Source organism: uncultured Polaribacter sp. (assembly GCF_947495205.1).
In the GTDB taxonomy this organism is placed as follows: domain Bacteria; phylum Bacteroidota; class Bacteroidia; order Flavobacteriales; family Flavobacteriaceae; genus Polaribacter.
Window position 1 is genome coordinate 366,078 of sequence record NZ_CANLXV010000001.1, and the last position, 12,711, is coordinate 378,788.

Below are 12,711 nucleotides of genomic sequence, written 5' to 3' on the forward strand. Positions count from 1 at the left end.
ATGTGCGGAATTACTGGGTACATAGGTTTTAGAGAAGCTTATCCTATTGTTATAAATGGTTTAAAAAGACTGGAATATAGAGGTTATGACAGTGCAGGTATAATGATGTTTGATGGCGCTGCTATACATTTATCTAAAACAAAAGGTAAAGTTTCTGATTTAGAACTTATTACAGATAAAGAAACTGAAAGAAAAAAAGGAAATATTGGAATGGGGCATACAAGATGGGCAACTCACGGAGTTCCTAATCATGTAAACTCACATCCACATTACTCACAATCTGGAGATTTAGTTATTGTACATAACGGAATTATAGAAAACTACGATACACTTAGAAAAGAATTAATTTCTAGAGGATACGCTTTTAAAAGTGATACAGATACAGAGGTTCTTGTAAATTTAATAGAAGAAGTAAAAAAGAAGGAAGGTTGTAAATTAGGTAAAGCTGTACAAATTGCTTTAACTAATGTTATAGGTGCATATGCAATTGCCGTTTTTGATAAAACCAAGCCAAATGAAATTATTGTAGCGCGTTTAGGAAGCCCTATTGCTATTGGAGTGGGAAAAGATAATTCAGAATTTTTTGTAGCTTCAGACGCTTCACCTTTTATAGAATACACCAAAGACGCTATTTATCTAGAAGATGAAGAAATGGCAATTATTAAGTTGGGTAAAGGTATTAAAGTAAGAAGAATACAAGACGATGCTCAAGTAGATGCCAATATTCAAGAGTTACAAATGAGTCTAGATCAAATAGAAAAAGGCGGTTATGACCATTTTATGCTTAAAGAAATACACGAGCAACCAAAAGCCATTATAGATACCTATAGAGGTAGAATGTTGGCTGATGAAGGCATTATTAAAATGTCTGGTATAGATAACCATATGAATAAATTCTTAAACGCAAAAAGAATTATTATTGTGGCTTGTGGTACATCATGGCATGCAGGTTTGGTAGGAGAGTATTTAATAGAAGATATGGCTCGTATTCCTGTAGAAGTAGAATATGCATCAGAATTTAGATACAGAAATCCTATAATTACTTCAGATGATGTTGTTATTGCAATTTCACAATCTGGAGAAACTGCAGATACTTTAGCAGCTATTAAATTAGCAAAATCTAAAGGCGCATTTGTTTTTGGAATTTGTAATGTAGTAGGCTCTTCTATTGCTAGAGAAACAGATGCAGGTGCTTATACACATGCAGGACCAGAAATAGGTGTAGCTTCTACAAAAGCATTTACAACCCAAATTACTGTTTTAACCTTAATTGCGTTAAAATTAGCTTCTAAAAAAGGCGAATATTCTAAATCTGAACTTAGAACCTTTTTACATAAAATGCAATTAATACCCAATAAGGTTGCAGATCTTTTAAAAATTGATGAAAAGGTTAAAGAGATTGCCGACGTTTATAAAGATGCAAAAAATTGTTTGTATTTAGGTAGAGGTTTTAATTTTCCAGTAGCTTTAGAAGGTGCATTAAAATTAAAAGAGATTTCGTATATTCATGCAGAAGGCTATCCTGCTGCAGAAATGAAACATGGACCCATTGCTTTGATTGATGAGAATATGCCAATTTTTGTAATTGCAACCAATAAAGGGCACTACGAAAAAGTTGTAAGTAACATTCAAGAAATAAAATCTAGAGCAGGTAAAATTATTGCAATTGTAACAGAAGGCGATACACAGGTAAAAGAAATTGCAGATCATGTAATAGAAATACCAGAAACAGAAGAGGCTTTAACGCCTTTATTAACCACGATTCCATTTCAACTTTTATCTTACCATATTGCAGTAATGTTAGGTAAAAATGTAGATCAGCCAAGAAATTTGGCAAAATCTGTAACTGTAGAATAATTATTAAAATTTATACTATAAAAAACCAGCTATTTTTTAGCTGGTTTTTTGCTTTTTCTCATTCACTTTGGTGTATAATTTATTGTTTTACTAAGAAAGTAATGGGTAAACTATAACTTACAGTAACCGGTTTATTTCTTTGTTTACCGGGTGTCATTTGTGGTAAAGCATTCATTATTTTTTTAACTTCTTGTTCTAATACAGGATGTGGTGCTCTGGCTTGTACATCTACAATGTTACCTTTTTTGTTAATTTTAAAAACTACAAACAATCGTTTTTTACCTTCAGACAAACCTAAATCTGTTGCTAAATTCGCATCAAATTTTTTACCAAAAAACCTAGTAATTTTTTCTGTAAAGCATTTTCTAAGTTTTTTGTTATTTCCTCTACAACCAGGATAAACTGGTACACTTTCTATTAAAATAAAAGGAATATCTTCTTCTATAACTTCACCTTCTTGTACTTCTTCAATATCATCAATATCAAGCACAACAGCATCATTTTCATCTGTTTCTGTAGTTTCCATAACAGTTTCTTCTACTTTTACATCATCTTCTACTACCTTAATTTGCTCTACTAAAGGAGGTGGTGTTTTTTGTGGCGCACTTTTTACTTTAATTTTTACAATAGGTATATCTTCTTGTAAAGGAGCAGTCATATGAACAACTGCTAAATCACTTACTTCATTAATTTCATAGGTTTTGTATTCTAACAAACTATGAATAATAAATAGCGTAAGTACTAAACCTAGTTCAAAAAATATTTTACTAAATTTCTCTATTTGTAACTTTGGGTTTTTTTTAATTTGCATAACCTTATAATTATAGTTTCTATTAATTTTTGTCTAACCATCTCAATTTTAACTTATTTAGTTAAATCAAGCTCTTTAAGACACTATAAAATTACAGTTATAAAAGGTATTAAAACATGACTTTCGTCATGCCTTGTCGTGTACTTTGGTGGGTATATTATTATTCCATAAAGTTAAAATATCTGTAGCAACACTGGCACCAGAACCAGCAGCTATGGCAAACTGACTTCTTAAACCAGCTATAGTACCACAACAATACAAGTCTTTTTTAATTAAAAAATCTTTATTTTTAAGCTGAATTCTATCTTTTGAAGGATTTGCTCTTTGATGGGGTTCTAAGTATTTTTCTAAACCTTTAATAGTAAGAGGTTTTGCGTAATTTAAAGCTAGAACAACTGTTTTAGAAATATACTCACTTTTATTTGTTACAATTTTAAAATTATTTTCAAATTCTTCTATAGAAAGAACTTTCTCTTTTTCTATTTGAAGTACTTCAGGATACAATTGTGCCAGTTGGTCTTTACCACTAATTAAAATATTTTTACCTAAAGTTTTAGGCGATATACCTAACACATTATTAAACAAAGCATTTTGTAGGTGAGACGCTTTTTGATGTGTAATAATGCCTGTTTTTTTATGCATTGCAAAAGGTTTTTGTAATGCAGAACCTAAAACTAAGGCGCATTGTAAGCCAGAAACACCACCACCAATTATTAATACATCAAAATTCATTATACAAAGAGTATTTTAATATTAGCAGCAAATAATTTTACGGAAATAGCCAATAAAATAACACCAAATACCTTTCTTATAATTTGTATGCCGTTTGGCCCTAAAATACGTTCTATTTTAGATGAAGTTTTTAAAACAAGGTATAAAAAAGTGATGTTTAATAAAACGGCCACAATAATATTTTCTATATGAAACTCTGCACGTAAAGAAAGTAATGTAGTTAAGCTACCAGGTCCTGCAATTAGTGGAAATGCTAATGGAAAAACAGAGGCTGTAATTGCATTAATATCTCCATTATCTTTATATAAGGTAATACCAAGAATCATTTCTAGAGCAATAAAAAATAATATAAAAGAACCTGCAACTGCAAAAGAATTTACATCTATACCTATTAAACTTAACAAACTTTTTCCTAAAAAAAGAAAAAGAATCATAATAAAACCTGCAATTAAAGAGGCTTTACCAGATTGTATATGACCCGCTTTTTTACGTAAATCTATTATAATGGGTATGTTTCCAATAATATCAATTACTGCGAATAAAACCATAAAAGCAGTAAATATTTCTTTAAAATTAAAATTGATAGACATTTTTGTTTTTTTTGCAAAATTAGACAACTAAATTAATGATTCTATAAAATATAAGATAAAATTTATATTATTTTTGCGATATGTTTCAATTAGGAAAAACCATAGTATCAGAAGACGTTTTTGAAAAAGATTTTGTCTGTAATATATCAGCTTGTAAAGGTGCCTGTTGTGTAGATGGGGAAGCTGGTGCTCCTCTAGATATTGCAGAAACCAAAATCTTAGAAGAAATTTACCCAAAAGTAAAACCATTTTTGCGCAAAGAAGGTATTGCTGTTATTGAAGCAGAAGGTACTTGGGTAAAAAGTGAATGGGGCGAATTAGAAACGCCTTTAATTGATGGAGCAGATTGTGCTTATGTTATTTTTGATGATAAAAAAACAGCACTTTGTGGTATAGAAGAGGCTTACAATTCTGGTGCAATTGATTGGAAAAAACCAATTTCTTGTCATTTATACCCAGTAAGAGTAAAAGATTATAGTGAGTTTTCTGCGGTAAATTACCACAAGTGGGAAATTTGTGATGACGCCTGTACTTTAGGAAAAGAATTGCAAGTACCTGTTTATAAGTTTGTAAAACAAGCTTTAATTAGAAAGTTTGGGCAAAATTGGTATGACGAGTTAGAAAAAGTAGCTGCAAACTATAACCGATAACATGTTGTTACTTTAAATTGTGTTTTTTAGGTATTAGTTAATTGGTTAAAACTCAAAGAATAGTTGGTTATTGCAAAATCTTTCGATTTAAACCAAACGCTTATTTACGTTAGAAAAAATATAAAAAGGATTTGAAAATTATTGAGTTGGAATTTTCAAAATTACTTTTGTTCCGATAGAATTTTCATCTTTATCTACCAAATCTTTAAAACTAATACTAAAAGGGTTGCTGAATTCTTTTATAAAATTATTTAAACGTTCAATGGTTAGTTTAATACCAACAGATTTGCGTTTAATTATTTTATTCGATTTTATTTTTGCAGATGCTTTTCTACCAACACCATTATCTTCAATATTAATTTCAATAAAATTATTGGAGTGTTTTTGTACAGATAAAACAACTTTTTTGTCTCCTTTTTTAGAAGATAAACCATGCCATAAAGCATTTTCTAAAAAGGGTTGCAAAACTAAAGGGGGTACTTTTATTTGAGCTAAATTTAAAGTTTTATCTACGTGCATGTGATAATTAATTTCGTTGGAAAAACGAATATTTTCAATATTCATATACAAATCCATAGTTTCTAATTCTTCTTTTAGAGACACTTCTTTTAAAGCAGAAGTTTCTAGTATTTTACGTATTAATTTAGAGAATTTATTTAAATAGTGAACTGCATTTTTTTGTTCGTTATTTATAATGTAATGTTTAATAGAATTTAGTGCGTTAAAAATAAAATGAGGGTTCATTTGAGAGCGCAAAACATCTTGCTCTAAAGTTAAAATTCGTTTTTCTTTTGCAAATAAACGTTGTCTGTATAAAAAGTATAAAATTGCTAAAAAAAGCAACAAAGAAACAAAAGCAATAATCCAAAAATTTCTATTTTTAACCAATTCCAATTGGGTAATTTCGCTTTGTTTTGCTAAATCTTTAAGTTGATTTGTTTTGCGTTCACTATCGTATTTTATAATGATATCATTTACATATTTACTGGTTTTATCATTTAGTAATTCTTTAGAAATATTGGTATATTTTTTATGATATGTAAACGCATCTTTATAGTTTCCTATAAGTTGATTGTATTCTGCATAATTGATGTAAATTTCAGCTAAGGCTGTTTTATAGTTTCTTTTCTCGGCAATCTCTAAACTTTTATTAAAATAGGTTTTTGCAGTAGTATAGTTTTTTGTTTTGGTGTAAGCCCAACCTAAATTATTGTGTATTAAAGCAATATAATACGGGTTTTTAACACTTTTAGCAATGGGAATTGCGTCTTTTAAAAAGTTTTTAGCTTTGCTAAATTCCCCTTTTTTAATATATAATTTTCCCAACCTATTGTAGCAAATCATTCGGCCATAATGGTTGTTAATACTTTTATCTATTGTTAGGGCTTTTTGTGTGTAAAAAATAGCCAAATCTAAACTATCTTGTGCTTCTTTTACTTTTGCAATATTTTCATTATTAATAGAAATAGACCATTTGTTACCAGATTTCTCAGCAATTTTTATGGCTTTCTTAAAGCTGTTTTCAGCTAAATTGTATTGTTCTAAGAGTATATAAATATTGCCAATGCTGTTGTAAGAAACCTCCATACTTCTTAAAATTCCAGAATTTGGTTTTTTAATTTTTTCAGCAATTTCTAGTGCTTTTTTGTTATAATCTATTGCAGAGGTATAAATGTTTTTTCTACGATAATCTACACCCAACATATTTAAGCTAAAAATTTGAAATTCTTTATTATTAGAAACTTCTAAGGCTTTTTTATGGGTTGCTTCCGCCTTGTTGTACATAGAATATTTGCGGTAAATATTTCCTAATTTTATATATTCATAAGCCAAACCTTCTTTATAGTTTTCGCTATTAAATTTTTGAATAATTGTTTTTACTTTTACAGAATCGCGCTGATAAGGTTTTAAAATTTTATCTATCTCTTTATATGTTTTTGGTTTGGTTATTAATATACTATCTAAACTTTGGGCAAGTGTTTTTACTTTATTTTGAGAAAATAAACTAATAGAAAATACGAATAATATATAAGAGAACAGTTGTTTTGTAAGCATTGTAAAATTGTTATATTTTTTTAAGAAAGGCAGATTTTTTTTGACGAGAAACAGGTATTTTAGCATTATTTTCTAAAATTACATAACCATCTGTTTTTAGAAATTCTTTTATTTTATTAAGGTTAATAATATAGGAATTGTGTATTCTAAAAAAGCAATCTTTGGGCAACAAATCATCTATTTCTTTTAATTTTTTAGTGATTACAATCTTTTTGTTATTGGAAAGAAAAAGTGTAGAATAATTACCATCTGACGCTGCATAAAAAATGTCTTTAGGCTCTATAAAAACCAATTTACCGTCTGTATTAATGGTTATTTTTTTGTTGTTTAGTTTGTTGTTGAATTGTAATAAAATATCCTCAAACTTATCTGCATTAAAGTTTTTACTATTGTATTTTTTAATTTTTAACAAGGTTTCTGCTAAATCATCTGTATCAATAGGTTTTAGCAAATAATCTATAGCTTCTTTTTTTAAAGCAGTAATGGCATATTCGTTATAAGCAGTTGTAATTACTACCGCAAAATCTTTGTGCTCTAGTTTTTCTAAAAATTGAAAACCATCCATTGTTGGCATCTCAATATCTAAAAAAAGAGCATCAATAGTAGCATTTTTTAAATGTGTAAGTGCTTTTTCTGGTTCTGTAAAAGTAGCTATAACTTTTATTTCATCTTCAAAATTTGCAAGTTCCCAAACCAAACTTTGTATTGCTTTTGGTTCATCATCTATAATAACAGCCTTTATCATTTTATCAATTTTAGTAAAGTTAAATTATTTTTTTTGAACACTATATACAGTTGTGTTAATGGTTAATAATTAAAGAAAAACAGTGTTTTTTTAATGATAAATGGTATAAAATATAATTTCACAAAAAAAACACCATTTATACATTTTTTACAACCATCTGTACAGTTTTAAATTGCTTTTACAACATATTGGCACATTTTTGTGTAAAGAAAAATAAAATGAAAAGTTATGAAAAAAAGTAAAACATTATTGTTCTGTTTGCTGTTTCTTACAATAAGTACAATTACAAACGCACAAATTTGGAAAAAAATTCAAAAGAAATTAGAAAAAAAGTTAGAACGTAAAGTTGAAGAAAAAATAGATAAGGAAACAGATAAAATAATAGATGATACTTTAAATGGCAAAGAAAAAAAAGAAACATCAACCCGTAAAAAGAAAAACACTTTAAATGATTCTTTACAGTTTAATGCCAAAATTAAAATTCCTAAAACGTTTTCTTTTACCGCTAGTTTAGAAGTGAAAATATCTAATAATGGCGAAACAGAGGCAGATATGGAGTTTTTAATAGGACAATATCCAGATATTTATGGTTTGTCTATTGCTTCTAAAGATATGGGAGATGGCAATAAAGTTTACAACGTTTTTACGCCAGAAACCATTACCATGTTTATGGAAGTTAACGGCATGAAAATTAAAAAATCTGCATCGCAAAAACAATTCTCAAAAACAGATTTTTCTGACAAAGTGCCTACAAACGCAAACGATTTTAAAAAAACAGGAGCGTCTAAATCTATTTTAGGTTATACATGTTATGAATATAAGTACATAAACCAAACCGATTCTTCTAGTATTTGGGTAACACAAGATTTTCCTGTTAAAGAAACATATATTGGCATGTTAGGTATGGGTAAAAATAATGGTTTAGGTGGTTTTGTATTAGAAGTTACTTTAAAATCTGGTAAGGACACAACCAATATGAGAGCTGTAAAATTTAATGAAAAGAAAAATATTACAATCAACACTAATGAATATAATTCATTGGGCTTTTAAAATATAAATTATGAAAAGAAAATTACTAAGTATAATACTTTTAGCTAGTGTAAACTTAATTTCTGCTCAAAGCACAACTTCTATACCAGACAAAAATTTCGAAAAGTTTTTGATTAATAGAGGTATAGATACAGATGGTATTGTAAACGGAAAAGTATTTACAGCAGATATAAAGAATGTAACAAGACTATCTATTAGTATTGTTGAAAATATAAGAGATTTAACAGGTATTAGCAGTTTTTCTGCATTAGAAAGTTTAAATATTCAAGATAATTACTTGCCAAACATTGACTTAAACTCTAATACCAATTTAGAAAGTTTGTCTTTAACTGGTACAGAAACTGTAAAACTAAGTATATCAAATAATACCAAGCTAAAAGAACTTGGTTTGTATGGTAGTTTAGATGACAATGCAACTTTAAATTTAACAAATAATATAAATTTAGAAACCTTATATGTTACGCGTTCTAAAATTACAAACATAGACCTTTCACAAAACCCCAAACTAATAGAAGTAGATCTGTCAGAAAATAGATTAACTACTTTAGATGTTACTAATAATGTGAATCTAGTAGAACTTAATTGTAATGTAAATATGCTTTCTAGTTTAAACACAACAAACTTAACTAAGTTAGAACAATTAGATATTTATAAGAATAACGTTATAGAATTAAACCTTTCTAATAATACAAAATTGACTGATTTAAATGTACAGGATAATAATTTGGCTTCTATAGATTTAACAGCAAACACTGCTTTAAGATTTGTTAGATTACAGGATAATAAGTTAACTTTTGTAAACATAAATAATGGAAATAATACTATTATAAGTGTTTTTAGGAGTACAAACAACCCAACTCTGGCATGTATAAAGGTAGATGATAAGTCTTTTAGTGATAATAGTGCAAATTGGGGTAAAGATGCAACCAGTAGGTTTTCAGAAGAGTGTAATCCGCAAACTTATATTGCAGATACTAATTTCGAAAATTATTTAGAATTTAAAGGTTTAGGAAATGGAGAAAACAATGACAACTCTGTAGATACTGCAAAAATATCTGCATTAAAAGTTTTAGATATTAGTGATGAAAACATTACAGATTTAACTGGTATAGAAGCTTTTGTAAGTTTAACAAATTTAAACGCAAGCGCTAATGTAATTACAAGTTTAGATTTGTCTAAAAACATAGAATTAGAAACTGTAAATCTTGCTCAAAATAAATTAACAAATGTAGATTTTAGCAAAAATATTAAGATTACAGATTTGAATGTTTCTGGAAACAAACTAACAACTTTAGACCTTTCGAAAAATACAGCTTTAACAGTTTTAGATACAAAGTTAAATCTGTTAACAGCTATAGATTTTAATAACAACAAAGCCTTAAAAGAAGTAAATTTAGGGTCTAATAATTTAGTAAACTTAGACCTTTCTAGTTTAATTAATTTAGAGAGATTAGATTGTTTTAATAGCAATGTGTCTTCTATAAATATTAGTAAAAATAAAAAACTAAATTATGCAGATTTAAGCAGCAATCAATTAGAAAATATAAATCTTTATGGTAACATTGCACTTAGCAGATTAATAGTAGGCTTCAATAAACTAAAATACTTAGATATACAAAACAATACAAATTTAGTAGAATTAAACACCTCTTTTAATGAGTTAATTGGATTAAATTTAAAAAACACCAAAAATTGGATTCTTTTTAATATCGATTTAAGAAACAATCCTAATTTAACTTGTGTAGAGGTAGATGATGTAAGTTTTAGTACAAATAACTGGCTTAATAAAGATAGCCAAACTTCGTTTTCTGAAAATTGTGCACCTTATAATGATAAATGTTCAAACGCAATACCATTAATTTTAGGGCAACCAACTCCAGGAGATGTAAATAGTGGCAATACAAATAACAACGCACCTTGTGTCACAAATAACGTAATTGCAGATGTTTGGTTTTCTATAATTGTACCACAAACAGGCCAATTTAATATACAAGGTTCAGGTTTTGGAGGGCAATTAAAATTGGCTGTTTATGAAACTTGTAACAGTACAACACCATTAACTTGTGGTACAGATATCTCTTTAGATAACCTAACTATTGGTTCTAAATTGTATGTAAAAGTTTGGTTAGAGTCTGCATCTTCTAGCAAAAGTTCTAAGTTTATAGAAAACGGAACTTTTATAATTATAGCACAAGAAACAAGTGTGCTTTCTGCAGATAAATTCACAGTTTTGGAAAGTGATTTTTTAATTTACCCAAACCCAGCAACATCACATATTACAATTGCTTCAGAAAAAAATGCAATTAAAAATATAACAATTTATACTATTTTAGGAGAAAAAGTTTTCAGTAAAAAAAATGGAACTCTTTTAAAAGAAACCATAGATACAAACCTTTTTTCTAAAGGAATGTATGTGGTTAAAATTAAAACTGAAGACACAGTTATTTCAAAAAAATTAATAGTTAGATAATTATAAGAATCTCCCAAACTTATCAAATATGCAAAATTTAATTTTTTTTGCGTATTTGATTTTATAAAAACGAATAAAGTAAAACTATAAATAAGTAATAATTAAAGCTAAAAACTATGAAAAACACATTTAAAATTTTAACCTTAATAGCATTTACAATTGCTATAACATGCACTTCTTGCTCTAGTAATAATCAGGAAGATGCCATTTTTGAAAGAGAACAATTATCTGAAGTGGTCATGAAAGATTTTGTACAAAAATTTGAAAACACAAATGTACCAGAAGGCTTATCAAATTCAACAAGTCCTTATGCGCAACAAGCAAATACGCAATTTGAGCTTTTAAAAATTATAGGCGTTTCTTTTACCTCATTTTTTACAATTCCTTCAGACGCCGTCTTTTTAAAGTCTAATGAAAAGCAATTGGCAAAATCTGCAGTTTTAAATACACAAACTTACACTTGGTCTGCTGGTGGCGAAAGTGTAACTTATACAATTTCAGAAGAATCAGATAGATACACCTTTAACTATACTATTGTTTCTAGTGATTTTAACGGAAAAGTGATGGAAGGTTTTCAATTAAAAGATGAAACTTATGCAGAAGTAAATCTATTTGATGACAACCAAGAAAGCTCTACCATTAAATGGTGGGTAAACGCTACTACAACTAAAATAGAATTAGATGCAGATGGATTTAGACTTGTTTTAGAATCAAATAGTACAGATAATTCTGGTACCATTCAAGTGTACGAAGATGCGCTTTACATAGCACTTTATAGTTGGGAAGCAGACGGATCTGGTTTTTATACAGATCTTGTAAGTAACGAAACTTTTACATGGTAAAGAAGAGAGAAAGTAAATTTTTTAATTATAAAGGTAAACGTTGTTTTAATTTTTATAATTAAACCAAAAGCATCAAAATATTTTTTTTTGATGCTTTTTTTCTTGGCACGAACTTTGGTTTAACAAGAACTTAACATTTAAAACTTTACTAATTATGAAAAACCTAAAAAAAGCACCAACCAAACAATTAGAAAAGTTCTCTAATATTTTCACCCAATTAGGCCTTGTATTAGTCCTCTTTATAGTTTATGTAACATTAGAGCACAAAACCGAAGATAAAACTGCAGCGTTTTTTAAACCTACAGAACGCCAGTTTTTGCACATTGAACCCACGCAGCAAGTAATTTTTCAAAAAGAAATAAAAGTTGTACCCAAAGTAAAAATATTAAAAGCACAAGCTTTTATTCCAGATGCTCCCATAAAAAAAGCAGCAAATAATGTAGAAGATACACCAATAGATTTGCAAGAAGAAGAAGATTTTGTTCCTTTAGATTTAAATACTGTAATTACAGTAGAAAACCCAGAAGGAAATGAGCCTGTAGAAGATGTACCTTTTATTTTAATAGAAGATGCACCCATTTTTAAAGGTTGCGAAGGATTAACTAAAACAGAAAATAAAATTTGTTTTGATAAGCAAATGAAAAAATTTATTAAAAGAAATTTTGACGTAGATTTAGCCAACCAAATAGGTTTAAGAAGTGGAAAATATAAAATATACACACAGTTTTTAATTGATGATAAAGGCAACGTGGTAGATATAAAAATTAGAGCTCCACATAAAAGATTAGAAAAAGAAACCAATAAATTAATAAATAAATTACCAAAATTTACTCCTGGTAAACAAAGAAACAGGCCTGTGAGCGTTAGGTATACTTTACCAATAGCTTTTAGTGTACAATAAATTACAAA

At 28.2% G+C, this 12,711-nt stretch carries 11 protein-coding genes; 6 read left to right on the forward strand and 5 right to left on the reverse strand.

Annotated elements, in window-relative coordinates:
- On the forward strand, positions 1-1,857 hold the full coding sequence (glmS, locus tag Q0762_RS01730) for a glutamine--fructose-6-phosphate transaminase (isomerizing) (protein WP_298763030.1): 1,857 nt from the start codon (positions 1-3) through the stop codon (positions 1,855-1,857).
- Between the two features lie 79 nt (positions 1,858-1,936).
- Here glmS and Q0762_RS01735 read toward each other — a convergent pair whose 3' ends face one another.
- The 3 genes from Q0762_RS01735 to Q0762_RS01745 form a co-directional block, all read right to left on the reverse strand.
- The gene (locus Q0762_RS01735; protein ID WP_298763033.1) at positions 1,937-2,668 is read right to left on the reverse strand and encodes an energy transducer TonB; all 732 of its coding nucleotides are present in this window, start codon (positions 2,666-2,668) and stop codon (positions 1,937-1,939) included.
- Positions 2,669-2,794: 126 nt separating this feature from the next.
- A complete protein-coding gene (locus Q0762_RS01740; protein WP_298763034.1) occupies positions 2,795-3,400 on the reverse strand; it encodes an FAD-dependent oxidoreductase in 606 nt (201 codons plus the stop codon).
- Complete coding sequence (locus Q0762_RS01745) at positions 3,400-3,984, reverse strand: MarC family protein (RefSeq protein WP_298763166.1); 585 nt, start codon at positions 3,982-3,984, stop codon at positions 3,400-3,402. The genes Q0762_RS01740 and Q0762_RS01745 overlap by 1 nt, the downstream gene beginning before the upstream one ends.
- A gap of 86 nt (positions 3,985-4,070) precedes the next feature.
- On the opposite strand from Q0762_RS01745, the gene Q0762_RS01750 reads away from it, so the two are divergent.
- Positions 4,071-4,640 carry a DUF3109 family protein gene (locus tag Q0762_RS01750; RefSeq protein ID WP_298763036.1) on the forward strand — a complete coding sequence of 190 codons (570 nt, stop codon included), beginning with the start codon at positions 4,071-4,073 and terminating at the stop codon, positions 4,638-4,640.
- 138 nt (positions 4,641-4,778) lie between these two features.
- Here the strand turns inward: Q0762_RS01750 and Q0762_RS01755 are convergent, their stop codons facing one another.
- Both Q0762_RS01755 and Q0762_RS01760 read right to left on the reverse strand, forming a co-directional pair.
- Positions 4,779-6,695 carry a tetratricopeptide repeat protein gene (locus Q0762_RS01755; protein WP_298763037.1) on the reverse strand — a complete coding sequence of 639 codons (1,917 nt, stop codon included), beginning with the start codon at positions 6,693-6,695 and terminating at the stop codon, positions 4,779-4,781.
- 10 nt (positions 6,696-6,705) lie between these two features.
- Complete coding sequence (locus Q0762_RS01760; RefSeq protein WP_298763038.1) at positions 6,706-7,440, reverse strand: LytTR family DNA-binding domain-containing protein; 735 nt, start codon at positions 7,438-7,440, stop codon at positions 6,706-6,708.
- Between the two features lie 228 nt (positions 7,441-7,668).
- Between Q0762_RS01760 and Q0762_RS01765 the strand changes: the two genes are divergently transcribed.
- The 4 genes from Q0762_RS01765 (at position 7,669) to Q0762_RS01780 (ending at position 12,703) form a co-directional block, all read left to right on the forward strand.
- A complete protein-coding gene (locus Q0762_RS01765; RefSeq protein WP_298763040.1) occupies positions 7,669-8,490 on the forward strand; it encodes a DUF4412 domain-containing protein in 822 nt (273 codons plus the stop codon).
- Positions 8,491-8,500: 10 nt separating this feature from the next.
- Positions 8,501-10,960, forward strand: coding sequence for a leucine-rich repeat domain-containing protein (locus tag Q0762_RS01770; protein WP_298763042.1), 2,460 nt, complete (start codon positions 8,501-8,503; stop codon positions 10,958-10,960).
- Between the two features lie 116 nt (positions 10,961-11,076).
- Positions 11,077-11,802 (forward strand): hypothetical protein, encoded by a 726-nt coding sequence (locus Q0762_RS01775; RefSeq protein ID WP_298763044.1) that lies wholly within the window; start codon positions 11,077-11,079, stop codon positions 11,800-11,802.
- A gap of 154 nt (positions 11,803-11,956) precedes the next feature.
- Positions 11,957-12,703 carry an energy transducer TonB gene (locus tag Q0762_RS01780; protein ID WP_298763045.1) on the forward strand — a complete coding sequence of 249 codons (747 nt, stop codon included), beginning with the start codon at positions 11,957-11,959 and terminating at the stop codon, positions 12,701-12,703.
- The last annotated feature ends 8 nt before the right edge of the window (positions 12,704-12,711 follow it).

Excerpts from the sequence above, each read along its gene's own strand:
- glmS (WP_298763030.1), top strand. The coding sequence starts at position 1 with ATGTGCGGAATTACTGGGTACATAGGTTTTAGAGAAGCTTATCCTATT.
- Q0762_RS01735 (WP_298763033.1), bottom strand. The coding sequence starts at position 2,668 with ATGCAAATTAAAAAAAACCCAAAGTTACAAATAGAGAAATTTAGTAAA.
- Q0762_RS01740 (WP_298763034.1), bottom strand. The coding sequence starts at position 3,400 with ATGAATTTTGATGTATTAATAATTGGTGGTGGTGTTTCTGGCTTACAA.
- Q0762_RS01750 (WP_298763036.1), top strand. The coding sequence starts at position 4,071 with ATGTTTCAATTAGGAAAAACCATAGTATCAGAAGACGTTTTTGAAAAA.
- Q0762_RS01755 (WP_298763037.1), bottom strand. The coding sequence starts at position 6,695 with ATGCTTACAAAACAACTGTTCTCTTATATATTATTCGTATTTTCTATT.
- Q0762_RS01760 (WP_298763038.1), bottom strand. The coding sequence starts at position 7,440 with ATGATAAAGGCTGTTATTATAGATGATGAACCAAAAGCAATACAAAGT.
- Q0762_RS01765 (WP_298763040.1), top strand. The coding sequence starts at position 7,669 with ATGAAAAAAAGTAAAACATTATTGTTCTGTTTGCTGTTTCTTACAATA.
- Q0762_RS01770 (WP_298763042.1), top strand. The coding sequence starts at position 8,501 with ATGAAAAGAAAATTACTAAGTATAATACTTTTAGCTAGTGTAAACTTA.
- Q0762_RS01775 (WP_298763044.1), top strand. The coding sequence starts at position 11,077 with ATGAAAAACACATTTAAAATTTTAACCTTAATAGCATTTACAATTGCT.
- Q0762_RS01780 (WP_298763045.1), top strand. The coding sequence starts at position 11,957 with ATGAAAAACCTAAAAAAAGCACCAACCAAACAATTAGAAAAGTTCTCT.